This is a genomic window from Streptomyces sp. NBC_00557, from assembly GCF_036345995.1.
GTDB lineage: Bacteria > Actinomycetota > Actinomycetes > Streptomycetales > Streptomycetaceae > Streptomyces.
The window spans coordinates 7434299-7456993 of the sequence record NZ_CP107796.1; the positions used below are offsets into that span (position 1 = coordinate 7434299).

Sequence of the window (22695 nt, forward strand, 5' to 3'; positions counted from 1 at the left end):
ACCGCCCGTGGGGCCGCGGCTGCGGGGGATCCGCGGGTCGGTGTCGCCATGATCAGCCGTGACGGACCGGCCGTCCTGCCGGGCAGGGCCGGCGTCCGAGGGGAGGTGGCGCGTGTCCACTGAGTCCGTGCCCGGCACCGCCCGTGGGGCCGCGGCTGCGGGGGATCCGCGGGTCAGCGTCGCCGTGATCACCCGCGACCGGCCGGCCAGCCTGCTGCGCACGCTCGACGCGCTGGCCGGGCTGCCCGAGCGGCCGCCGGTCATCGTCGTCGACAACTCCCGCGATGACAGCACCCGCAGGGCCGTGCTCGGCCACCCGGCCCTGGACCGTCTGCTGCGCCCCGCCGCCAACACCGGCGCCCTCGGCCGCAACCTGGCCGTCCGGCACGCCCGCACGCCCTACGTCGCCTTCAGCGACGACGACTCCTGGTGGGAGCCCGGCAGCCTCGCCCGCGCCGCCGATCTCCTCGACCGCCATTCCCGGCTCGGCCTGCTCGCCGCGCGCACGCTGGTCGGCGACGAGGCCGACGAGGACCCCCTCAACGCCGTCCTCGCCGACTCGCCCCTGCCGCCCGAGCCCGACCTGCCCGGCCGCCCGGTGCTGGGCTTCCTCGGCTGTGCCAGCGTGGTGCGCCGGGAGGCCTTCCTCGCCGTGGGCGGCTTCCACCCGCTGCTCTTCTTCGGCGGCGAGGAGACCCTGCTCGCCTACGACCTGGCCGCCGGCGGCTGGGGCGTCGCCTACGAACCCTCCCTGCGCGCCCGCCACCACCCCGGCACCGACGGCCGCACCGGCCGCCCCTTCCTGGTCCGGCGCAACCACGTCCTCACCACCTGCCTGCGCCGCCCCTGGCCCGTCGTCCTGCGGGCCGGCACCGACCTCGCGCTGGCCGCCGCGGCCGACCGCCCCGGGGCACGCCGCGCCCTGAAGGAGGCCCTCGCCCGGTTCCCGGCCGCCCTGGCCCGGCGCCGCGCCCTGCCCCCGCACGTCGAACACGCCGCCCGCATGCTCGACCGGCACCCGGCCGGACGCGCCGGCGCCGGGGAAGGCGGCCGGCGATGACCCGGGGCGGGCCCGACGGCCGTACGACCGTCGTCATGATCACCCACAACCGCCGCGCGGAACTGCTGCGCACCCTGCGCCTGCTGCGCCGGCTGCCCGAACGCCCCCGCGTGATCGTCACCGACAACGCCTCACGCGACGGCACCGCCGAAGCCGTCGCCCGCGACTTCCCCGAGGTGACGCTGCTGCGCCCGGGCCGCAACCTCGGCGCCGTCGGCCGCAACCTCGCCGTCCGGCACGTCACCACCCCCTACGTGGCCTTCTGCGACGACGACACCTGGTGGGAGCCCGGCAGCCTGCGGCGCGCCGCCGACCTGCTCGACGCCCGGCCCCGGCTCGCCGCCGTGACCGCGCGGATCGTCGTGGAACCGGACGGCACCGAGGACCCCGTCGTCCGCGAACTGCGCGAGTCCCCGCTCACCGGCCCCGACTGGCTCCCCGGACCGGCCCTCGGCTCCTTCCTCGCCGGCGCCACCGTGCTGCGCACCGAGGCCTTCCGGTCCGGAGGCGGCTTCCACCCCGGTCTGTGGCTCGGCGGCGAGGAGGAACTGCTCGCCTGCGACCTGCTGCGGCAGGGCTGGTGGCTGGCCTACGCCGAGGAGCTCACCGTCCACCACCACGCCTCCCGGCTGCGCGACAGCACGGCCCGCCGCGTCCTCGGCATCCGCAACACCCTGTGGTTCACCTGGCTGCGCCGCCCCCTGCTGCCGGCGCTGCGCCGCACCGGGCACCTGCTGCGGACCGTGCCCCGGGACGCCGCCTCGGTGCGCGCGTTCGCCCACGCCACCGCCGGTCTGCCCTGGGTGCTGCGCCAGCGCGACCCGGTGCCGCCGGACCTGGAACGCCGGCTCGCCGCGCTCGAACGGGCCCGCCGCACCTCACCCGCCCGGCGGTACGTCGGCTGAGCCGGCCGGGGCGCGACACGCCCGAGCCGAATCGTTGCATCACCTGTGGGGCCGGAGGCACAGTGAACTCCCGGTCAAGACGCGGCCGGCTGATCCTTCCCGCACCTTCCCAGCCAGGAAGTCCGACGCCCATGGAAAAAGGTCAGCTGTCCCGTCCCCGGGCCCGCCCCGGCGGCCCCGCCCCGCTGCTCATGCAGACCGTGCACGAGCACCGGCCGGAGACCGGCACGGTCAGCGTCCTGAAGGCGCGGGGCACGGTCGACGCCTCCAACGCCGTGGAGTTCTCCGAGGCGCTCGCCGAGCACATCGCCCAGGCCGACCGGGCCGCCGAACACGCCGTCCTCGACATGACCGAGGTGTACCTCGCCTGCGCCGCCGCCGTGCGGTCCGTGGACCGGGCCACCGGGGTCCTCGCCTTCTCCGGCCGCGCCCTGCCCGTCGTACAGCCCCGGCCGCACGTGCGCGAGGCGCTGCGCGCCGCGGGGCTGCCCGGCGTCCGGGTGCACGCCACCATGGCGTCGGCCCTGAGCTCCCTGGAAGCCCGAAGACGCACGGGCCCCGCACCCGGCGGCACCGATTGGTGAGCGCACGGCCGGCCGGCGAGCGCACGCCCGGCCCCGACCGGCGCGGTGCATGGCGCGGCGGCCACCGGGCCCCTACCGTGGCCGCAGGTCGGGAAGAGGCCGCCCCAGTCCGTCGCGACGTCCCGCCCGGGTGATGCCATGAAGCCCTCTTCCGACCCGCCCGCCGCTCCGGCACGGCTCGTCATCGAGTCGTCCGTCGTCGAAGGGCTGCCCGCCGAGGGAGCGCTGCTGCTGCGCATGTCCGGCAGCCTCGACGCCGCGGGCGCCCAGGCCTGGTCGGCGGAGCTGCGCGGCCACCTCGAGGAGGCCGACCGCGCGGGACTCAGGCCCGTGCTCGACATGGCCCACGTGCAGCTCGGCGGCGCCGCCGTCCTGCACACGCTCAGCGAGACGACCCGGGCCCGCACCGGACGCCCGGACCTGATCATCGTCCGGGCCCGCCCCGGAGTGCGCGAGGCGGTGCACCTGGCCCGCCTGGACGGTGTACGGCTCTACGCCACTCTCGACGAGGCGCTGCGCGAGCTGGCCCGCGCCGCCTCACCGGCGGAGGACCTGCCCGCCTGGCGGTCGCAGATGGCGGATCCGCTGCGGCCCAGTTACGAGGACCTGCGCACGGAGGTCCGCGCGCTGCGCGCCCGGGTGCGCACCGCCCCCGTCATCGGCATGGCGCAGGGCGTCCTCATGGTCCGCTACGGCCTGCCGGACTCCGGCAGCGCCTTCCGGGCGCTGCGCGAGGCCTCGCAGCGGTGCAACGTGCCGTTGCGCGTCCTCGTCTCCGCCGTCGTCGTGGCCCGCCCCCCGCACGGCGAGGTGTGGTTCCCGGGCCGCCGCCCCCTGCCCGTGCCGCAGCTGCGGATCCTCGCCCGGGACGGCCGCGACCCCCGCTACCGGCGGCAGATGATCGACGCCGTGCTGCACGAGGCGCTGGCCATCGGGCGGGCCCCGGCCGGGTATGTGCTGCTCGTCGACCCGGCCGTGAACGCGCTGGTCCCGGAGACCCATTACGGCTGCCCCGACGCGTTTCTCGACCACCTCGTGCGCGGCTGGGAGGAGGGCACGGCCGACGCGCTCGCCCGGCTGCGCGGGCGCCGGGTGAGCGTGCCCGACGTGGCCGCCGACGCGCTCCTCTCCGAGGAGTCGCGGCGCGTCCTGCTCAGCACGGGCACCGCCGCCCTGCAGAGCGTCCCGGTGCTGTCCTCGGCAGGCTCCTGCACCGGCGTGATCACCCTGCACTGGCCCGACGCCGGGCACCGGCCGACCCCGGCCCAGGCGGAGGCCCTCGGTCTGCTGGCCGCGGACGCGGCGGCCTGGCTGAGCTGGTACCACCGCTCCGTACTCCTCGACGCCCTCGAGCACCTCCACCGGGCGCTGACCGCCACCGCGCCGCCCGCCGAGCACGGCATGGGTGACCCCGGCCGGCCTGGGAACCCGGACCCCGCACGCAGCACGCACCACCCGGAGGGAGACCGGCGCATGTCGAATCCGCAGCAGCCCGAACAGCGGCGCAGTGACAAGGGTGGCGCCACCCCGCAGGACAGCGGCGAGCTCAAGGCCCGCCAGGGAGCCGGCCAGGGCGCGGGCGCCCGCCCGCACGGCACGGACAAGGGCCGCAAGGGCGGCGGCGAAGGCGGCGGCACGCCTCCGGCGCAGCGCCCCGACCACCCTGAGTGAGCGCACATCCCGTCCCGGGCACCGCCGGGTGAGCGCACCGAAGGGCGCGCTCACCGGCGCCCGCCCGGCAGGACGGAGCACGGAACCGCCGCACGGCCGCCGGCCCTGCGCCGCGCCGTAGCGGCCGATTACGCTCGGCCGTATGCGTATCTCCGTCTCCTCCGACATGGACGAACCCGTGGCCCGCCTTCTCCTCGACGAGCTGAGACGGCGCGGCCACGACGTGCGCCCGCACGGGGCGCTGCGGCCCGGGGCCGACGCGCAGTGGGCGGCCTGCTCGGAGGCGGCCGCCCGGGAGGTGGCGGACGGCACCGCCGACCAGGCGGTGGTGTGCTGCTGGACCGGCACGGGCGCGTCCATCGCGGCCAACAAGGTGCCCGGCGTGCGCGCCGCGCTGTGCACGGACGCCGCCACCGCGGACGGCGCCCGCCGCTGGAACGACGCCAACGTCCTCGCGCTGAGTCTGCGCCTGACCTCCGAGCCGCTGCTGAAGGAGATCCTGGACGCCTGGTTCGCCGCCGAACCCAGCGACGACCCCGAGGACCGGCAGAACGTGGCCCGCGTCGGCCGCCTGGACGCCGCCAGGACGGATGCCTAGCGGCGCACGGCGTCCGACGGGCGGTGGAGCCTGACCTCGGCGATGCGGCGTACGGGCTCGGGCGTACGGACTCAGTGGGCGCCGAGTCCGCCGCCGCCGAACGAGCCGCTGGAACCCCGGCTCCAGCGCGGACGGTCCTTCGACGCGCTCGGCCTGGAGTCCATGTTGGTCAGCTCGTACGGGGTGAGCGGGCGGCCGCCCTCGGGTGTCCGGGGAACCTCCTGGGACTCCCTGTTCTCCCGGAGCTCGCCCACCGGGCCCTCCGGCGGCAGCTTCGGCTGTTCCTCGGGCCGCGGCCGGGGGGACTCGCGGTACTTGACCCGGGAGGTCAGCCAGAAACCTCCGGCGAGCATCCCGATCAGCCCCAGGCCGATCACGACGAACAGCACGAGGACTATCAGGCCGCTCGTCGCGGCCAGCTGCATCGAGGCAGTATCCATACGAGAGGAATACCCAGCACAGAACCGGACGAACCGGACAGCTTCGATGATCGGTAGCGGACCGGTGGCGGTGCTGCCCGGGGGATGGGCCCTTCGTCCGCGAGAGCGGGTTTGCGCCCCCGCGCCCCGGCTACCCGCTGGGTGTGACATCGCCGACTTCCCAGCAGCTCTACCGGTTCCTGGAGGACCGCTTCGCCTGTGCCCAGGCGTGCACGGAGTGCGCCCGGGCCTGCGCGGTTCGCGCGAGCCTGGTCGACCCCGACGGCGCCGAGTCCAACGAGCGGGTGCGCAGGCTGGGCATCATGTGCGCCGAGGTGTGCGACGCCACGTGCCATGTCCTCGGCGAGGAGAGCCTGAAGGACGAGGGGGAGATCCGGGTCAGGCTGGAGTGGTGCCGCTCGGTCTGCCTGGAGTGCGCCCGCGCCTTCGACTCGCAGCCCGGCGCCGAGTCGGCCGCGGCGTCCTGCCGCGCCTGCGCCGAAGCGTGCTCGGAGTTCCTGCGCAGTCTCAGCTGACCTCCTGGATCGGCTTCAGGACGCGGCGCTAGCCTGCGGGCATGGGCGACCCCGGGCTGTTCACGCCGAACTCCGTGACCTGGCAGATGCACGGCGACCCCATGATGTGGGTCGCCGGCGTCCGCGCGCTCTACCTCCAGGCCCTGCATCCGCGCGCGGTGCGCGGAGTCATGCAGAACTCCGACTTCCGCAGCGACGCCTGGGGCCGGCTGATGCGCACCGCGAACTTCGTCGGCACGACGACGTACGGCACGACCGAGGCCGCCGAGCGGGCCGGTGCCCGGGTGCGCAGGATCCACAGCATGCTGAAGGCGACCGACCCGGACACCGGTGAGCGCTACGGCGTGGACGAGCCCGAGCTGCTGCTGTGGGTGCACTGCGCGGAGATCGACTCCTATCTGCACGTCCTGCGCCGCTCCGGCTTCCCCCTCACCGACGCCCAGGCCGACCGGTACATAGCCGAACACCGGGTCAGCGCCCGCCTGGTCGGGCTCGACCCGCGGACCGTCCCCGCGAGCCGGGCGGAACTCGCCGCGTACTTCGCCGCGGTGCGCCCGCACCTGGCGGCGGGCCCCGAGGCACGCGCGGTGGACGACTTCCTGCTCCGCCCTCCGACGCACCCCCTCCTCATCCCGGCGCGCGAGGTGCTGTGGCGGCGCGTGGCGCAGTTGGCGTACGCCGCTCTGCCGCCGTACGCCCACGCGCTGTACGGCAGACCGGCCCCCGCACCCGCCGTCGTCACCCGCCGGCTGCGGGGCACCGGCGCCCTGCTGCGGTGCGTTCCCGCACGTGTGCGCTGGCAACTGCCGCCCAAACACATCCTGCGGGCCATGGCGAGGCTGGGACCGCAGGCGCGTCCGGCACCGTACAAAGTCCGGCCATAGACCGCCATACTGGACGAGCAGGGGGGTACGACGCGGACCGGACCGGCGCGGTGCGGCCGGGCGCGGTGCCGTGCGGCCTCCCGGCGGCGGGGCGGACGGCGACGGGGGCGGCGGATCGCTATGGGGGAGAACAGGCTGGTTCAGGGCCGGTACCGGCTGCTCGACCTGATCGGGCGCGGCGGTATGGGCGAGGTGTGGCGGGCCCGGGACGAGTCCCTGGGCCGGCGGGTCGCGGTGAAGTGCCTCAAACCGCTGGGGCCGTACCACGATCCGTCCCTCGCCTCCGTCCTGGGGGAGCGGTTCCGCCGCGAGGCACGGGTCGCCGCCGCCCTGTCGCACCCGGGGGTGACGGTCGTGCACGACTTCGGCGAGTACGACGGGATCCCGTACCTGGTCATGGAGCTGCTGGAGGGTCGCGACCTGAGCCGGCTGCTGGCGGGCAACAAGGGGCATCCGCTGCCGGTGGACGACGTGCTCGACATCGCCGGACAGGTCGCCGCCGCCCTCGCCTACACCCACAAGCAGGGCGTCGTCCACCGCGACCTGAAGCCGGCCAACATCGTGCGCCTGACCGACGGCGCCGTGAAGATCTGCGACTTCGGCATCGCCCGCCTCGGCCACGACATCGGCCTCACCGCCCGGCTGACCGGCACCGGCGTCGCCCTCGGCACCCCGCACTACATGTCTCCCGAACAGATCGGCGGCGACGGGGTGGACCAGCGCAGCGACCTGTACTCGCTGGGCTGCGTGCTGTACGAACTCGCCACCGGCGCCCCGCCGTTCGACCTGGAGGACGCCTGGGCGATCCTCATCGGGCACCGCGACACCCCGCCCCGGCCCCCGCGTGCACTGCGTCCCGACCTGCCCGGACACCTGGAGGACGTCATCCTCGGCCTCCTCGCCAAACGGCCCGAGGAACGGCCCTGCGACGCCGGGGAGTTGGTCCGCCGGCTCCGGGACGCTCGTCCAACGGGCCCCTCGGCCACGGCGATCGGGATCCCGGAGAGGCGAGGCGCGGCCCGCCTGCCCTCCTGGACCTGCGGCATGACCACCGGCCACAAGGCGCTCGGCACGGGACCCGGCGCCCTGCCCCCGGACGCCGGGGCGGCACTGTCGGGCCGCTGGAACGCACCCCGACGGGACGCGATGCCGTGCCCGGCAGGCGACCGCCGTCACCCGGACACGCCCGGCCGCCCCGGACCGGCGGCCGTACGGCGGGCCGTGCCGGTCCCCCACGCGGAGCGCACAACCGCCGACAGCCCCGGGAGGCTGGCCGGCCGGTACGAGTCCGCCGGCGCGCTGCTCCGCGCCGGCCGCGCCACCGAGGCGCTGGCCGCCTACACCGACCTCGCCGAGGCCGCCGCCCGGCTGCTCGGCGCCGACCACCCCGACACCCTCGCCGCCCGCCAGGAGACCGCCTACACGCTGGGCCGGCTGGGCCGCCACGTCGAGGCCCGCCAGGTGTACGCGGAGGTACTCGCCGCCCGGATGCGCGTCCAGGGGCCCGACCACCCCGACACCCTGCGCTGCCGGCACAACCTCGCCTGCACCCTCGGCCGGCTCGGCCTGCTGGACGACGCCTGCCGTACGGCCCGGGAGGCGGCCGCCGCCCGCGCCCGGGTGCTCGGCCCCGACCACCCCGACACCCTGGTCTCGCGCTGCGAACTCGCCTACGCCCAGGGCCAGTCGGGCCGCTGGGAGGAGGCTCTGACCCTCTACCGCGCGGTCGCCGAGGCCCGGGCCCGGGTCCTGGGCGCCGACCATCCCGACACCCTCGCCGCCCGCTACGAGACCGCCCTCAGCCTCGGCCGACTCGGCCGCAGCGCGGACGCCCTGCGCGTGTACCGCGAGCTGATCACGGACCGCACCCGCGTCCAGGGCCCCACCCATCCCGAGACGCTGCGCGCCCGGCACGGCCTCGGAGTCAACCTCGGCCGGCTCGGGCGCTGGGAGGACGCCCTCGCCGAGGCCCGGGACGTCTGCCTGCTGCGCGAGCAGATCCTCGGCCCCGCCCACCCCGACACGCTCGTCAGCCGCCGCGAGGTCGCGGTCGCCCTCGGCTGGCTGGGGCGCTGGGCGGAGGCCCTCACCGAGTACCGGCGACTCGCCGCCACCCGCGAGCAGAGCCTCGGCCCGGACCACCCCGACACCCTCGCCGCCCGCGACGACGAGGCACACTGCCTGGAGCGGCTCGGCCACGGCAGAGAGGCGGGCGACCTGTACCGCAGGGTCGCGGCGCTCCGCCTGCGGCCGGCACCGGACGGTGCCTGACCCCGCGCCCGCCGATCCTCTGCCCACCTCCGTATCGCATGTGCGCGCCCTGGATCGCCTATGCCGACCTCCGTGTCGCCCCTGCGCACCCGGGATCGCGTGTGCCCACCCCAGTACGGTTGGCGGGCGGCACCGGCGCAGGTCACACGGGCGTGCCCGGCCGGCAGGGACAGGGCATGCCTCTGGCCGTCGTGGATCATCACGTGTTACGAAGAACCATGCCTGCCAACGAGCACACCCGCACCTACGACGCCGTCATCGTCGGCGGCGGACACAACGGCCTGGTGGCCGCCGCCTACCTGGCCCGCGCCGGCCGGTCGGTGCTGGTGCTGGAACGGCTGGACCACATCGGCGGCGCCGCGGTCTCCACCCGCCCCTTCGCCGGCGTCGACGCCCGGCTGTCGCGCTACTCGTACCTGGTCAGCCTGCTGCCGCAGAAGATCGTCCGGGACCTCGGACTCGACTTCCGGGTGCGCGCCCGCACCATCTCCTCCTACACCCCGGCGGAGCGCGACGGCCGGCCCACCGGACTCCTCGTCGGCGGCGGCGAGCAGCGCACCCGGGAGGCCTTCGCCCGGCTGACCGGCGGCGAGCGCGAGTACCAGGCCTGGCAGCGCTTCTACGGCATGACCACGCGCGTCGCCGAGCGCGTCTTCCCCACCCTCACCGAGCCGCTGCCCACCCGCGACGAACTGCGCCGCCGCATCGACGACGAGACCGCCTGGCGGACCCTGTTCGAGGAACCGATCGGCGTCGCCGTCGAGGAGACCTTCGAGGACGACCTCGTGCGCGGCGTCGTCCTCACCGACGCCCTGATCGGCACCTTCGCCGACGCGCACGACCCCACCCTCGCCCAGAACCGCTGCTTCCTCTACCACGTCATCGGCGGCGGCACCGGCGCCTGGGACGTGCCCGTCGGCGGCATGGGCGCCCTCACCGACGCCCTGGCGGCGGCGGCCCGTACGGCGGGCGCGGTCATCGCGACCGGACACGAGGCGGTCCGGATCGCCACCGACGGCGACCGCGCCGAGGTCACCTACCGCACGGCCGACGGCGAAGGCGTGGCCGCCGCCCGGCACGTGCTGGTGAACGCCTCCCCGCACGAACTGGCCGCCCTCACCGGCGACCCGGCGCCCGAACCCGCCGAGGGCGCCCAGCTCAAGGTCAACATGCTGCTCACCCGGCTGCCGAGGCTGCGCGACACGGCCGTCGACCCGCGCGAGGCGTTCGCCGGAACCTTCCACATCGCCGAGGGCTACCGGCAGCTCGCCACCGCCCACGCCCAGGCCGCCGCCGGCGAACTCCCCGCCGTGCCGCCCTCGGAGATCTACTGCCACTCCCTGACCGACCCCACCATCCTCGGCCCCGACCTCGCCGGGCGCGGCTACCAGACGCTCACCCTGTTCGGCCTGCACACCCCGGCCCGGCTGTTCGACCGGGACAACGACGCCGTGCGCGAGGAGCTGCTGAAGTCCACCCTGGCCCAGCTCGACGCCCACCTCGCCGAACCCCTCGCCGACTGCCTGGCCACCGACGCCGACGGCCGCCCCTGCATCGAGGCCAAGACCCCGCTCGACCTCGAACGGGACCTGAGGCTGCCCGGCGGGAACATCTTCCACCGCGCCCTGTCCTGGCCCTACGCCCAGGAGGACACGGGCCGTTGGGGAGTGGAGACCCGGCACGCGAACGTCCTGCTGTGCGGCGCGGGCGCCGTACGCGGGGGAGGCGTGAGCGGCGTGCCGGGACACAACGCGGCGATGGCAGTGCTGGAGGCCACCTCATGAGTCACGAGGGCGGCTGAGGACAGCCCTCCAGAAACTTGGCGAGGCCCGAGGAGTCGGTGCCTATTTTGCGGTACACGCTGGACAGTAACTGCCGCACGCCCTGCTCCGTCAGGCTCAGCTCCTTGGCGACCACCGGCACCGGCTGCCCCTGGACGGTCAGTTCGGCGGCTCGGCGCTCGTGGGCGGACAGGGTGTCCGCCTGGGCGTAGCGCAGCGGCAGCGGGCGCAGGCCCGCGGTCGAGAGCTCCGCCCTGGCCCGGGCGGCCAGGGCCTCGGCCCCGCAGTGGACGGCGCCCTCCAGCCCCTGGTACAGCCGGTCGGCGGCCTCCTGCAACCGGCCGTTGCGGGACAGCGCGGCGCCGTGCCCGATCTGGGCGCGGGCCAGTTCACAGGCGGCCGGCGACTGCTCCAGATGGTCGACGGCCTGCGCGTACAGGTCGAGCGCCGCCGGCCCGCCGGTCACCTCGGCGAGTGTGTGCAGGGCCTGCCCGACGGCGGAGGCCGAACCGAAGTCCCGGGCCCGCTTCACGGCGTCCTGGGCATGGCCGAGCGCCTCCTCCGGCGCGGTGGGAGCGAGGGCGGTCGCGAGCCGCAGCTGCCACGGACACCACGCCGGGTTGCGCCAGCCCCGCCCGTCCAGCCACTCCCCGACGGAGGCCAGCAGCGGCACGGCCTCGGCGTGCCGGCCTTCGGCCAGGAGGAGTTCGGCGTAGACGGTGCGGGGGTCGGGATAGATGACGGCGTTGAGAGTCGTCTCACCGAAGTGGTGTTCGTCTGCGACGGCGCGCGCCTCGGTGACACGCCCGCGGGCCAGCAGAGTCTGGATCAGGATGCCGAGGGCGAACCACTGGGCGGGCACGGCCCCGTCCACCTCACCGGCGATGCGCAGACCGTCCCGGACCAGGTCGTCGGCTTCGGCCAGGCATCCGCGGCGGTACCGGATGTAACCGGCGAGAGTCTGGCCGAGGGCCAGGTGGGAGCCGCGCCACCCCTTGGCCACGCACTCCGCGATGCCCCTGCTGAACAGCTCCTCGGCGCGTCGCGGCTGGTCGCCGTACATGAAGACCAGTGCCACCGAAGCGGGTACCTCGAACCCGCGGTTCTCGTCGGTCCAGCTCATGCCGCCGTCCAGCGCCTTCTCGGCATACGCGACAGCGGTCTGCCGCGGTTCGCCGCGCAGGACGGCGTCCCAGGCCCGCAGCCCCAGGATGTAGCGCTCCTCGAGGCTCCGGCCGGGCAACTGGTCGGCCAGACGCGCGAGTCTCCGGGAGCGCGCGCGTGAGTCGCGGTCGTCGGCGCGGAACATGCCCCAGACGAACTGGTCGGCCTGCATACGGAGTTTGACGCGCGGATTCCGCGCCTGCCTCGCTTCCTCGGTGGCCACGCTCACGGCCTCGGCCAGCTGGTCGGTGTGGGCCAGAGCCTGCGTGAGCCGGAAGACTATGGAGGCGCGCAGATCGGGGTCGACGTCGGGCTCGGACAGCGCCTGACGGAGATGCCTGACCGTCGCCGTGGGCTCGATCAGGAACGTGGCGCACGCGAGTTCGTGAAGAACGGCGGCACGGTCCTCGGGGAGAGGCGGTTCCCGCAGTGCGCGATCCAGCAGACGCCGGGCGGCCTCGGTCGCCCCGGCGCGGAGATACTCGCGGGCGGCTTCGCGGAAACAGGTGACCGCCTCGGGCCGGCCCTCGCAGGGGACCTCCAGCAGATGGCGGGCTGCTGCGGTGGGACCGTATCCCAGGGCCAGGACTGTTTCCCCGGCGGCGTTGTGCAGACCGGCACGGAAGGCCGGCCTGATGGACCGGTAGATGGTCGTGGCGATCAGCGGGTGAAGGAACTCGATCTCCCCTTCCGGGCCGTGACCGCCGGCCAGGATCCTGGCTGCGCGCAGCTTCTGGATCGCCTCGGCCGTGGCGTCCTCGCCGAGCGCGGCGATGGTGGCGGCGAGATGGGGGGAGAAGGGCGATCCGAGGACGGCCGCGATGTGGGCGAAGCGGACGGTGCCGGTGTCGAGCCGTTCCAGGCGCTCGATCAGCCCCGGTCCCTTGATCGCCGCGGCGAGCTCGCGCATAGCGGGCAGGTCGTCCTCGGTGCCCCTGAGTTTCCGCTTGGCCAGGCCGATGGCGAGCTCCACCGCTTCGAAGGGGCTTCCGCCGGTGGCGGACCAGCATTCCTTGCAGAACCGGTCCTCGGCCGTCTCTCCGAGTTCCTTCCGGACGATCCGCGCCACGCCGTCGGCGCTGAGCAGCGCCAGGTCGTGCGGGCGCTCCCCGTGGTGCCCCGCCAGCGCGCGCAGTCCGCCGGCTTCCGGCGGCAGTTCGTCGGGCCGGTAGGCGGCCACGATCAGCAGGGGAAGGTCATGGACTCGTGGTGCGAAGGAGGCGAGCCACTTCAGGGACTCGGGGTCCGCCCAGTGCAGGTCGTCCAGAAGGAGGACGACCGGCGCCTTGTTCACCGTGAGGCGTGTCATGACCCAGTCCAGGCCTTCACGGACCCCGGTGGGGTCGGGGGCAGGGGCGCGTCCCTTCGCCTCGAGGCCGAGCACGGCGGCGACGATGTCGTACCAACTTCCCAGGAGAGCGCGGAGCTCCGGGCCGTCCATGGCGGCCAGGGAGGGCTGCAGCAGCTGGCGCACCACGCGGAACGCCGAGCCCTGTTCAGTCTCCGCGCCCCTGCCCGACAGCACCGTGAATCCGTGCTCCGCGGCCCGGTCCCGGGCTTCCGTGATGAGTGCGGTCTTGCCCAGTCCGGCCGGCCCGGTGAAGGCGAGCAGTCCCCTGCGCCTGGCCCGTGGCCGACCGTCCCTGGTGCGTCGCAGCTCGCGGAACGCGGCGTCGAGGGCCCGAAGCTCCCGGCTGCGCTCGATCAACGTCTGTTGCTCCGAGACGGGTTGCCGCGGCTCCGTCGCCATGTGCCGTACCGCCTTCTGTCGTTCGGCCGGGGAAGTCGAGCGTACGCCTCGCCGGGATCCAACAGTCCTGAATGGACACCATGGGATGAATCCTGCGCCGAAGGGTGCGACAATGCCGCTCGCTGGGTAGGTAGCGTGGATGCGCTCCTCTCGGAGGGCGCCGGGACCCGTTACGGCAGGGCGGGCACCGAGGCCACATCGGCGTAGCGCGGCACGGTGCGGGACCAGTGGTAACACCCGCTGATCCAGCCGATCATGCCGTCCACGTAGCCGATGCCGGCGGGGCTCAGTTCCGGTTCGACCTCTGCACGGAGCTTCTGGACCTCCTCGATCGTGCTGTTGATCTGCCGGATGGCCAGGATGACGGCGGCCTGCAGCGAGCATCGGTGTTCGCGCTGCCGGGCCAGGGCCAGGTTGATCATGTCGCCCGCCCGCTGTTCCTTCACCGCGGAGAACAGGTCCGGAATCCACACCGCCGCGTCGGCCGACAGGCGCCCAAGCCGCTGGACGAGGGGGTGGTGGAGTTCGTCCGGGGACAGTTCCTGGGGCTGGGCGGCCTCGGACAGCGGGTAGAACGGTTCGATGCCCGCGGTCAGCGACCGTATGGCGGTGCAGACTTCGGTCCGCAGGCGAGCGGGCCGGGTCTGCGCCACTGCTTCGTACAGCAGGCCGTGCACGTATTCGCGGCTCTTCCAGGCCCATCGCGCGGCCTGCGCGGGAGTGCACCGCTCACGGACCTGCCGGTGGAGATCGGACAGAGCCGCTCCGAGGGGGGTGCTGGGCGGCCGGCCGTCCCGCAGGATCGAGATGCTTTCGCACAGCATCGGCAGGAGCCGGTCCGGACAGCGCCGGCCGAGGTCCTCGGCGCGGTCGTCGTAGACGAACTGGTAGGCGATCTGATTGGCCATGATCTGCAGGAGCCCGGAATCCATCGTCGGGCTGTTGCAGGACGCGAGTTCGGCGGGGCGCGTGCGGGCGATCATGGCCGTCACCCCCGGTTCGTCGCTGAGCCCGCACTTGCTCAGCCACGTGTCGACGCCGGCGGCGGCTTCGGCTTCATGGGGATTGCGCAGGCAGGGGAAAGGCATGTGGAGACGGGCGTCGATCAGGTCCCCCAGATTGAGGAGCGCGGCGCGGGCCGGTACGCCGACCGGGATGTCCTCATGCGTTGCCGACAACGTGGTCACCTGCCCTCCGGGAATCCGACGCGCGACGGGCCGCTGTTGACGTTGCACGGTCCTCGCAGACCATCACCAACGACCGCGGCCCCATCGTGATGCCGGGACGCGGAGGCCGTTCCACACGGCCCGGCAGATGGCGCAGCCGCCGGCGGTGCGCGATGGTCGCGAGTGCCGCCGTGGCCTCCACCATGGCGAACTCGTCGCCGAGGCACTTACGGCTGCCCGCGGAGAACGGCATCATCGCGCGGCGCTGTGCCGCGGTGGGCCGCCCCGGCAGCCAGCGGTCCGGGTCGAAGCGCTCGGGGTCGGGGAAGGAGGCGGGATCGTGGTGCAGGAGATAGGGGCTGTACAGGACGGTGGCCCCTTGGGGCAGCCGGCGCCCGGCCAGTTCCGTCTCCCTGGTGGTGACGCGGGTGAACAGCCAGCCGGGGGACGAGTGGCGCAGGGTCTCGGAGACGACGCACCGGGTGTAGGCGAGACGGGGCAGGTCGTCGGGGCCGGGGGGCCGGCCGTCGGCGAGGACGGCGTCGACCTCGGCGTGCAGGCGGCGTTCCGCCTCCGGATGGCGGGCGAGCAGGCTGAAGGCGGCGGCCAGGGCCAGCGCCTGGGTCTCGGCGCCGGTGAGCAGCAGCGTGATCAGGTGGTCGTGCACCTCCTGGTCGCTGATCGGCTTGGCCGTGCCGGTGCCGTGCGCGGCCGCGAGCAGGGCGCCCAGCACGTCGTCGTGCTCGGCGCCGCCGTGCCGTTGTGCGATCGCCGCGTCGATGATCGCGTGCAGGCGGGAGAGCGCGCGGCGGTAGCGGCGGTTGGCGGGCGTGGGGAGCCGGAAGAGGGCGTCGATCGGCACGACCGTGCGGACGAACAGGCCGCGGACGACGTCGGTGAGGCAGTGCCGCACCTCCGCGGCCGTCGCGTCGTCCAGCGAGTCCGAGAGCAGGACCCGGCTGATCACGCGGGTCGTCAGAGCCGTCATCGCCTCGGTGACGGGCACCGTACGGCCCGGCTGCCAGGCGCGGCACACCGCCTCGGCCTCCTCGGTGACGAGGCCGGTGTAGACGGTGACATGGGAGGGCCGGAAGGCGGGTTGCAGCAGCCTGCGCTTGTCCCGGTGCGCCGTCTGGCGGCAGGTGACCAGGCCGTCGCCCATCAGCTTGCCGAGCCTGTCGTAGAGCGGGCCGCCCTTGTCGAACGTGTGCGGGTCCATGAGCACCTCGTGCGCCAGCTCGGGGTGGCACACCATCCAGGCGCGCTGCGGACCCAGCCGTATCTCGACCAGATCCCCGTGCGCGGGCAGAGAATTCAGAAACGCCAGCGGCCGGCGGTAGAAGGCGATACCGTGACCGAGGAACGGGAATATGCCGGGAGCAGTACCTGTCGTCCACGTCCGGTTCTGTTCGGGCTCAGTACGGCTCATGGGTATCTCCTGACCGATGTGACACGCGAAACGTGTTGAGTTCTTTCGGAGTTGAACTGCCACCTGCTCTTGCCCAGGTTCATCGGCGCGCGTTTATCGGAAACCTTTCTGCACAGGGGCGCACGGGAGCACACGGAAGCAAAAAGTTGAATCCGGCGCGTGCTTGACCTGTCTTCGCGCCGGCTCCAGGATCCTGAGCCATGACCCAGGGACACGGCAGCACGGTCGACGGGGTGCTGCGGCGCAGCGCCCGGCGCACCCCGGCCCGCCTCGCGGTGGAGTACGGCGAGCGCCGCTGGACGTACGGCGAACTCGACGCCGCGGTCTCCCGGGCGGCCTCGGTACTGCTCGCGCACGGCCTCACGCCCGGCGACCGGGTCGGCGCCTACGGCCACAACTCCGACGCCTACCTGATCGGTTTCCTCGCCTGCGCCCGCGCCGGCCTGGTCCATGTGCCGGTGAACCAGAACCTGACCGGTGACGACCTGGCGTACCTCGTCGGCCAGTCCGGCAGCACCCTCGTCCTCGCCGACCCGGACCTCGCCGGCCGGCTGCCGGACGGCGTACGGGTGCTGCCGCTGCGGGACGCCGATAACTCACTCCTCACGCGGCTGGCGGACGCGCCGCCGTACGACGGCCCCGAACCCCGCACCGAGGACCTGGTGCAGCTGCTGTACACCTCCGGTACGACCGCCCTGCCCAAGGGCGCCATGATGACCCACCGGGCCCTGGTGCACGAGTACCTGAGCGCGATCACCGCGCTCGACCTGAGCGCCGGTGACCGGCCGGTGCACGCGCTGCCGCTGTACCACTCGGCCCAGATGCACGTGTTCCTGCTGCCCTGTCTCGCGGTCGGCGCGACCAGCATCATCCTGGACGCACCCGACGGGGACCGGCTGTTCGAGCTGATCGAGACCGGGCGGGTGGACAGCCTCTTCGCGCCGCCCACGGTGTGGATCGGCCTGGCGAACCGGCCCGACTTCGCCACCCGCGACCTCGACGGGCTGCGCAAGGCGTACTACGGCGCTTCGATCATGCCCGTGCCGGTGCTGGAGCGGCTGCGCGAGCGGTTGCCGCGGCTGGCGTTCTACAACTGCTTCGGGCAGAGCGAGATCGGCCCGCTGGCCATGGTGCTCGGCCCCGACGAACACGAGGGCCGGCTCGACTCCTGCGGCCGTACCGTGCTGTTCGTGGACGCCCGCGTGGTGGACGACAAGGGCGAGGACGTGCCCGACGGCACCCCCGGTGAGATCGTCTACCGCTCACCGCAGTTGTGCGAGGGCTACTGGGACAAGCCGGAGGAGACCGCCGAGGCCTTCCGGGGCGGCTGGTTCCACTCCGGGGACCTCGCGGTGCGCGACGCCGACGGCTACTTCACGATCGTGGACCGGGTGAAGGACGTCATCAACTCCGGTGGCGTCCTGGTGGCGTCACGCCAGGTCGAGGACGCCCTCTACACGCACGAGGCGGTCGCCGAGGCCGCCGTGATCGGCCTGCCCGACGAGCGGTGGATCGAGGCCGTCACGGCGGTCGTCGTCCCGCGCGGCGAGGTGACGGAGGAGCAGCTGATCGCGCACGTGAAGTCGAAGCTCGCTCCCTTCAAGGCGCCCAAACGGGTGCTGTTCGTCGACGAGTTGCCGCGCAACGCCAGCGGGAAGATCCTCAAGCGCGCACTGCGGGACCGCTTCGGCGGTTAGCCGAGGCCCTGGCCGGCCGGCGCCTTGCCGGGCTGCAGGGCGTCGGCCAGCACCCGCCAGTGCGGCAGTGCCGATCCGCCCGGCTCGACACCGATCACCTGCACCGCGACATGATCGGCGCCCGCCTCCACGTGCCCGTGCAGCTTGCCCACGACCGTCTCCGGGTCGCCCCAGAACACCAGGTCGTCCACGAACCGGTCGCTGCCGCCGCCGGAGAGGTCGTCGTCGGTGTATCCGAGCCGGCGGAACTTCGCGATGTTGTACGGGGTTTCGAGGTAGCCGGCGAGGTGCTCGCGGGCGAGGGCGCGGGCCCGGGCCGGGTCGGTCTCGAACAGCACCGCCTGCTCGACGGCGAGGAAGGCGTCCGCGCCGAGGATCTGCCGGGCCTGCGTGGTGTGGGCCGTGTTCACGTGGTAGGTGTGGGCGCCCTCGGCGCGGTCACGGGCCAGTTCCAGCATCTTCGGGCCGTACGCGGCCAGCAGTCGCCGCACCGGCTGGGCCGGGCCGGGATTCGGGCTCTCCATGGCGTCCAGTGCGTCCAGATACCCGGCCATCGCGGCCAGCGGTTTGACCCCGGCGCGCGGCTGCCCGCCGAAGCCCAGGCCGAGCACGTGCCGCCCCGGATAGGCGTCCGCCAGCAGCACCGAGGCGCCGTGCGTCCAGGTCGCCTCCCGGGACCAGATCCGCGCGATACCGTTCACGACGACGAGCCGCTGCGTGGACGCGAGCAGATACCCGGCGTGCGTGAACGCGTCCCGCCCGAGCGCCTCCGGGATCCATACGGCCCGCCAGCCGAGGTCCTCCAGCTCCTGGACCGAGTCCCGGATCCGCGCGGCCGGCTGGTGCTCGAAGTCGAAGGTGTAGATCCCGAACGTTCCGAGGTTCATGGGTGCTCCCTCGCGAGATGGATCGAACGATTCCCGTTGCTCGATTCGAAATATCGCAGAATCTCGATACGATGCGCAAGCGGGGAGCCGGCGTGGCGGGGGCGGGGGGAGGGGAGCGGACGCGGGGATCGCGAGAGGGGGGTGCGAGGGGAGGGGCTCGCCGGTCTAAAGCGTCTGCCCCAGCTCCCTGACCAGGTCGGCGATGCGCTGCTCGTCCCGCTTGTAGTGGGTCCACTTGCCCACGCGGGTGGCCCGGACCAGGCCCGCGCGCTGGAGTTCGGCCATATACGCCGACACGGTCGACTGGGCCAGGCCCGCCTTGGCCTGGATGTGGCTCACGCACACACCCACCTCGGCCGGATCGGCGATGGCCGTCTCCATGGGGAAGTGCCGCTCGGGCTCGCGCAGCCAGCGCAGCATCTGCAGCCGCATCGGATTGGACAGCGCCCGCAGCGCGTTGACCAGGTGCGGGTCCGGGGTGGGGGCGGTGTCCGTCATGGATCCGGAGTATAGGGCTGCTGCGACGTTTCGCGGTACGTCGATACGACCGGCCCCTTGCCTCGCAGCCGAGCCGCCTGAGGCTGCTCCCGCGCCAGGGAGTCGAGGCGGGCGACTGCAGGCGCTCCCTTGACCCGGTGGTCGAGGCGACTGCGGGCGCCCCCTTGCCAGGGAGTCGAACCGACTGCGGGCGCTCCCTTGCTCGGTGGTCGAGGCGAGTGTGGCCGCCCGCCCGCCGGCCCTGCCCCGCACGTGCCCGGTGGCCGGGGCGGCTCCGGACGGCCCCCGCCCGCCTACCCGGCCGCCCGTGGCCGCAGGTCGACGATGCGGCGGATCTTGCCCACCGACCGCTCCAGCGACTCCGGCTCCACGATCTCCACGTCGACGGAGACCCCGATCCCGTCCTTCACGGCCGCGGCGATGGACCGGGCCGCCAGTTCCCGCGCCTCCGGGCCCGCGTCCGGGCGGGCCTCGGCCCGGACCGTCAGGCGGTCAAGGCGGCCCTCCCGGGTCAGCCGGAGCTGGAAGTGGGGCGCCACACCGGGCGTACGCAGCACGATCTCCTCGATCTGGGTCGGGAACAGGTTGACCCCGCGCAGGATCACCATGTCGTCGCTGCGCCCGGTGATCTTCTCCATGCGCCGGAAGACCCGCGCCGTGCCGGGCAGCAGCCGGGTCAGGTCCCGGGTGCGGTACCGGACGATCGGCATGGCCTCCTTGGTCAGGGAGGTGAAGACCAGCTCACCGCGCTCGCCCTCCGGGAGCACCTCGCCGGTGATCGGGTCGACCACCTCCGGGTAGAAGTGGTCCTCCCAGATGGTCAGCCCGTCCTTGGTCTCCACGCACTCCTGCGCCACGCCCGGGCCGATCACCTCGGAGAGGCCGTAGATGTCGACGGCGTCGATGGCGAACCGCTCCTCGATCTCGCGCCGCATCTGCTCGGTCCAGGGTTCGGCCCCGAAGACGCCCACGCGCAGTGAGGTGCCGCGCGGGTCCACGCCCTGCCGTTCGAACTCGTCGAGCAGGGTGAGCATGTAGGAGGGGGTCACCATGATGACGGCCGGCCGGAGGTCCTGGATCAGCTGCACCTGACGGGCCGTCATCCCGCCGGAGGCCGGGACGACCGTGCAGCCGAGGCGTTCGGCGCCGTAGTGGGCGCCCAGGCCGCCGGTGAACAGCCCATAGCCGTACGCCACATGCACGATGTCACCGGGCCGCCCGCCGGCCGCGCGGATCGACCGCGCCACCATGTCGGCCCACATGGAGAGATCGTTGTCCGTGTAGCCCACCACCGTGGGGCGTCCCGTGGTGCCGCTGGAGGCGTGCAGCCGGCGGATCCGCTCGCGCGGCACGGCGAACATGCCGTACGGGTAGTTCTCCCTGAGGTCGGCCTTGGTGGTGAAGGGGAAACGGGCCAGGTCGGCGAGGGAACGGCAGTCCTCGGGGCGTACGCCGGCCTTGTCGAAGGACTCCCGGTAGAACGGCACGTTGGCGTAGGCGTGCCGCAGTGAGGCGCGCAGCCGCTCCAGCTGAAGCTCGCGCAGCTCCTCGTGCCCGAGCCGTTCACCCGCGTCCAGCAGGTCCGTCGCATCCGCCATCGAGTCGTCTCCTCGCCGCACTCCCATTCCGGACGACCGATCATTCGGTCGATTCCGTCCGGGGTCAGTAATACAGTCCATGGCGCCGCAGGCAAGAGGCCGACGAGGATTTTTTCCGCACCCGGCGCTCCGAGGGGTAACGCGTTGCGGCGTGCCGGGGCGGACCGACATGATCAGGCCATGCCAACCCTCACCACACCCGATGGCACCCGGCTCGCCTATCACCTGCGCGGCGACGGCGAACCGCTCGCCGTCCTGCCCGGCGGGCCCATGCGGGCCTCCGCCTACCTCGGAGACCTCGGCGGGCTGGCCGCTCACCGACGCCTGGCCCTGCTGGACCTGCGGGGCACCGGCGACTCCGGGCCGCCGGCGGACCCGGCGACGTATCGCTGCGACCGCATGGTCGCCGACGTGGAGCTGTGGCGTGCGCACCTGGGGCTGGAGCGCATGGACCTGCTCGCCCACTCGGCGGGCGCGGCCCTGGCCGTGCTCTACGCGGCCCGCCACCCGCAGCGGATCCGGCGGCTGCTCCTGATCACGCCCAACCCGTCCGCGCTGGGCCTGCGGGCGACGCCCGAGGACCGGCTGGCCGCGGCCCGGCTGCGCGCGGACGAGCGGTGGTTCGCGCAGGCGTTCCCCGCCTTCCGGGCCTGGCTGGCGGGCGAGGCCGACTTCGACGACGTCTTCCTGCCGTTCTTCTACGGCCGCTGGGACGACACCGCCAGGGCGCACGCGGACGCCGACGTCGAGCAGACCAACGAGGAGGCGGGGGAGCGCTACTTCGCCGACGGCGCCTTCACCCCGGACGCGACGCGGGCCGCACTCGCCCGGCTGACCGCGCCGGTCCTCCTCCACGCCGGGGAACTCGACGGCGGCCCCCGCCCGGACCTCGTCCGCCGAGCGGCCGAGGCCTTCCCGAACGCCGAGGTCGCCGTCCAGCCGGGCGCCGGCCACTACCCCTGGCTGGACGACCCGGAGTGGTTCCGCGAGCGCACCCTCGCCTTCCTCGGGCGACCGGCGGGCGCGGCTCTGTCCTCGGCAGAGTGGGCGGCCGGGGCGCGACCGCCCCGCTAGCGTGCCGGGCATGGACACCACGGCGCCGTACACCATCGAGGCGAACGGCATCACCCTCGCCTGCCGGTCCTGGGGCCCGGCGCAGGCCCCGCCGGTCGTGCTGCTGCACTGCCGGGGCGCCGACGGCGCGGACTGGACGCACATCGCCGAGCGGCTGGCGTCGCCCCCGCGTCCGCGCCGGGTGCACGCCCCGGACCTGCGCGGTCACGGACGCAGTACCTGGCCGGGGGACTACCGGGCCGAGGCGATGAGCGACGACGTCCACGCCCTGCTGGCCGCCCTCGGCCTGGACGGCGTCGACCTCGTGGGCCACTCGCTGGGCGGCATCGTCGCCTATCTGCTGGCCCAGCGTCATCCCGGCGCCGTACGGCGGCTGGTGCTGGAGGACGTCTGCGCACCGGTGCCGCTCGACCCGCCCCGGCCGCCCGCCGAACGGCCCGAGGGAGATCTGCCGTTCGACTGGGCGATGGTGCGCGCCACCGACGAGCAGCGCAACGCCCCCGATCCTGTGTGGTGGGACCACATGGACCGGATCACCATGCCGACGCTGGTCATCGGCGGCGGTCCCACCAGCCCCATCCCGCAGGATCAGGTGGCGCAGCTCGCCGGCCAGATCCCGGGCGCGTCGCTGGTGACGGTGGACGCGGGGCACCTGGTGCACGAAACCCGTCCGGAGGAGTTCCTCGCCGTGCTGCGGGAGTTCCTCGACCGCTGAAGCGACCG

The 22695-nt window shown here is 73.8% G+C and carries 18 protein-coding genes and 1 pseudogene; 12 read left to right on the forward strand and 7 right to left on the reverse strand.

Annotated features, from left to right (window positions below):
• The first annotated feature begins 112 nt into the window (after window positions 1-112).
• The 5 genes from OG956_RS32970 to OG956_RS32990 all read left to right on the forward strand — a co-directional run bounded on the left by OG956_RS32970 (window position 113) and on the right by OG956_RS32990 (window position 4818).
• Window positions 113-1060 (forward strand): glycosyltransferase family 2 protein, encoded by a 948-nt coding sequence (locus tag OG956_RS32970; protein ID WP_330341666.1) that lies wholly within the window; start codon window positions 113-115, stop codon window positions 1058-1060.
• Complete coding sequence (locus OG956_RS32975; RefSeq protein WP_330341667.1) at window positions 1057-1965, forward strand: glycosyltransferase; 909 nt, start codon at window positions 1057-1059, stop codon at window positions 1963-1965. Before OG956_RS32970 ends, OG956_RS32975 begins: the two co-directional genes overlap by 4 nt.
• A 131-nt stretch (window positions 1966-2096) precedes the next feature.
• Window positions 2097-2549 (forward strand): STAS domain-containing protein, encoded by a 453-nt coding sequence (locus OG956_RS32980; protein ID WP_330341668.1) that lies wholly within the window; start codon window positions 2097-2099, stop codon window positions 2547-2549.
• Between the two features lie 138 nt (window positions 2550-2687).
• Window positions 2688-4220: an ANTAR domain-containing protein gene (locus tag OG956_RS32985; RefSeq protein ID WP_330341669.1), complete on the forward strand. Its 1533-nt coding sequence runs from the start codon at window positions 2688-2690 to the stop codon at window positions 4218-4220.
• A 142-nt stretch (window positions 4221-4362) separates the two neighbouring features.
• Complete coding sequence (locus tag OG956_RS32990; protein WP_330341670.1) at window positions 4363-4818, forward strand: RpiB/LacA/LacB family sugar-phosphate isomerase; 456 nt, start codon at window positions 4363-4365, stop codon at window positions 4816-4818.
• A gap of 71 nt (window positions 4819-4889) precedes the next feature.
• On the opposite strand, the gene OG956_RS32995 is transcribed toward OG956_RS32990, so the two are convergent.
• The gene (locus tag OG956_RS32995) at window positions 4890-5258 is read right to left on the reverse strand and encodes a DUF6479 family protein (protein WP_330341671.1); all 369 of its coding nucleotides are present in this window, start codon (window positions 5256-5258) and stop codon (window positions 4890-4892) included.
• Between the two features lie 143 nt (window positions 5259-5401).
• On the opposite strand from OG956_RS32995, the gene OG956_RS33000 reads away from it, so the two are divergent.
• The 4 genes from OG956_RS33000 (at window position 5402) to OG956_RS33015 (ending at window position 10712) form a co-directional block, all read left to right on the forward strand.
• On the forward strand, window positions 5402-5773 hold the full coding sequence (locus OG956_RS33000) for a ferredoxin (RefSeq protein WP_330341672.1): 372 nt from the start codon (window positions 5402-5404) through the stop codon (window positions 5771-5773).
• A gap of 41 nt (window positions 5774-5814) precedes the next feature.
• A complete protein-coding gene (locus tag OG956_RS33005; RefSeq protein WP_330341673.1) occupies window positions 5815-6657 on the forward strand; it encodes an oxygenase MpaB family protein in 843 nt (280 codons plus the stop codon).
• Between the two features lie 120 nt (window positions 6658-6777).
• Window positions 6778-8928, forward strand: a complete 2151-nt coding sequence (locus OG956_RS33010; protein WP_330341674.1) for a serine/threonine-protein kinase — start codon at window positions 6778-6780, stop codon at window positions 8926-8928.
• Window positions 8929-9146: 218 nt separating this feature from the next.
• Window positions 9147-10712 carry a phytoene desaturase family protein gene (locus tag OG956_RS33015; protein WP_330341675.1) on the forward strand — a complete coding sequence of 522 codons (1566 nt, stop codon included), beginning with the start codon at window positions 9147-9149 and terminating at the stop codon, window positions 10710-10712.
• 1 nt (window position 10713) lies between these two features.
• Here OG956_RS33015 and OG956_RS33020 read toward each other — a convergent pair whose 3' ends face one another.
• The 3 genes from OG956_RS33020 to OG956_RS33030 all read right to left on the reverse strand — a co-directional run bounded on the left by OG956_RS33020 (window position 10714) and on the right by OG956_RS33030 (window position 16218).
• Window positions 10714-13623: an ATP-binding protein gene (locus OG956_RS33020; protein ID WP_330341676.1), complete on the reverse strand. Its 2910-nt coding sequence runs from the start codon at window positions 13621-13623 to the stop codon at window positions 10714-10716.
• A gap of 170 nt (window positions 13624-13793) precedes the next feature.
• Window positions 13794-14801, reverse strand: coding sequence for a (-)-alpha-amorphene synthase (locus OG956_RS33025; protein ID WP_443065630.1), 1008 nt, complete (start codon window positions 14799-14801; stop codon window positions 13794-13796).
• Window positions 14785-16218 (reverse strand): cytochrome P450, encoded by a 1434-nt coding sequence (locus OG956_RS33030; RefSeq protein WP_330341678.1) that lies wholly within the window; start codon window positions 16216-16218, stop codon window positions 14785-14787. The genes OG956_RS33025 and OG956_RS33030 overlap by 17 nt, the downstream gene beginning before the upstream one ends.
• A 200-nt stretch (window positions 16219-16418) precedes the next feature.
• On the opposite strand from OG956_RS33030, the gene OG956_RS33035 reads away from it, so the two are divergent.
• Window positions 16419-17915, forward strand: a complete 1497-nt coding sequence (locus OG956_RS33035) for an acyl-CoA synthetase (protein WP_330341679.1) — start codon at window positions 16419-16421, stop codon at window positions 17913-17915.
• Here OG956_RS33035 and OG956_RS33040 read toward each other — a convergent pair.
• The 3 genes from OG956_RS33040 to paaK all read right to left on the reverse strand — a co-directional run bounded on the left by OG956_RS33040 (window position 17912) and on the right by paaK (window position 20898).
• Window positions 17912-18802 carry a TIGR03620 family F420-dependent LLM class oxidoreductase gene (locus OG956_RS33040; RefSeq protein WP_330341680.1) on the reverse strand — a complete coding sequence of 297 codons (891 nt, stop codon included), beginning with the start codon at window positions 18800-18802 and terminating at the stop codon, window positions 17912-17914. The genes OG956_RS33035 and OG956_RS33040 overlap by 4 nt on opposite strands.
• 165 nt (window positions 18803-18967) lie before the next feature.
• Entirely contained in the window at window positions 18968-19300 is a 333-nt protein-coding gene (locus tag OG956_RS33045; RefSeq protein ID WP_330341681.1) for an ArsR/SmtB family transcription factor, read from the reverse strand.
• Between the two features lie 293 nt (window positions 19301-19593).
• Window positions 19594-20898, reverse strand: coding sequence for a phenylacetate--CoA ligase PaaK (gene paaK / locus OG956_RS33050; RefSeq protein WP_330341682.1), 1305 nt, complete (start codon window positions 20896-20898; stop codon window positions 19594-19596).
• A gap of 180 nt (window positions 20899-21078) precedes the next feature.
• On the opposite strand from paaK, the gene OG956_RS33055 reads away from it, so the two are divergent.
• Window positions 21079-21972 (forward strand): alpha/beta fold hydrolase, encoded by an 894-nt coding sequence (locus tag OG956_RS33055; RefSeq protein ID WP_330341683.1) that lies wholly within the window; start codon window positions 21079-21081, stop codon window positions 21970-21972.
• Between the two features lie 10 nt (window positions 21973-21982).
• A pseudogene (locus tag OG956_RS33060) lies at window positions 21983-22687 on the forward strand (alpha/beta fold hydrolase); the annotation flags it as partial.
• Window positions 22688-22695 lie beyond the last annotated feature (8 nt).

What these genes read in the sequence shown, in the direction of transcription:
- OG956_RS32985 (WP_330341669.1), top strand. Translation starts at nt 2,688, where the DNA reads ATGAAGCCCTCTTCCGACCCGCCCGCCGCTCCGGCACGGCTCGTCATC.
- OG956_RS33035 (WP_330341679.1), top strand. Translation starts at nt 16,419, where the DNA reads ATGACCCAGGGACACGGCAGCACGGTCGACGGGGTGCTGCGGCGCAGC.
- OG956_RS33030 (WP_330341678.1), bottom strand. Translation starts at nt 16,218, where the DNA reads ATGAGCCGTACTGAGCCCGAACAGAACCGGACGTGGACGACAGGTACT.
- OG956_RS33015 (WP_330341675.1), top strand. Translation starts at nt 9,147, where the DNA reads ATGCCTGCCAACGAGCACACCCGCACCTACGACGCCGTCATCGTCGGC.
- OG956_RS33055 (WP_330341683.1), top strand. Translation starts at nt 21,079, where the DNA reads ATGCCAACCCTCACCACACCCGATGGCACCCGGCTCGCCTATCACCTG.
- OG956_RS32995 (WP_330341671.1), bottom strand. Translation starts at nt 5,258, where the DNA reads ATGGATACTGCCTCGATGCAGCTGGCCGCGACGAGCGGCCTGATAGTC.
- OG956_RS33020 (WP_330341676.1), bottom strand. Translation starts at nt 13,623, where the DNA reads ATGGCGACGGAGCCGCGGCAACCCGTCTCGGAGCAACAGACGTTGATC.
- OG956_RS33040 (WP_330341680.1), bottom strand. Translation starts at nt 18,802, where the DNA reads ATGAACCTCGGAACGTTCGGGATCTACACCTTCGACTTCGAGCACCAG.
- OG956_RS32980 (WP_330341668.1), top strand. Translation starts at nt 2,097, where the DNA reads ATGGAAAAAGGTCAGCTGTCCCGTCCCCGGGCCCGCCCCGGCGGCCCC.
- OG956_RS33005 (WP_330341673.1), top strand. Translation starts at nt 5,815, where the DNA reads ATGGGCGACCCCGGGCTGTTCACGCCGAACTCCGTGACCTGGCAGATG.
- OG956_RS33045 (WP_330341681.1), bottom strand. Translation starts at nt 19,300, where the DNA reads ATGACGGACACCGCCCCCACCCCGGACCCGCACCTGGTCAACGCGCTG.
- paaK (WP_330341682.1), bottom strand. Translation starts at nt 20,898, where the DNA reads ATGGCGGATGCGACGGACCTGCTGGACGCGGGTGAACGGCTCGGGCAC.
- OG956_RS32975 (WP_330341667.1), top strand. Translation starts at nt 1,057, where the DNA reads ATGACCCGGGGCGGGCCCGACGGCCGTACGACCGTCGTCATGATCACC.
- OG956_RS32990 (WP_330341670.1), top strand. Translation starts at nt 4,363, where the DNA reads ATGCGTATCTCCGTCTCCTCCGACATGGACGAACCCGTGGCCCGCCTT.
- OG956_RS33010 (WP_330341674.1), top strand. Translation starts at nt 6,778, where the DNA reads ATGGGGGAGAACAGGCTGGTTCAGGGCCGGTACCGGCTGCTCGACCTG.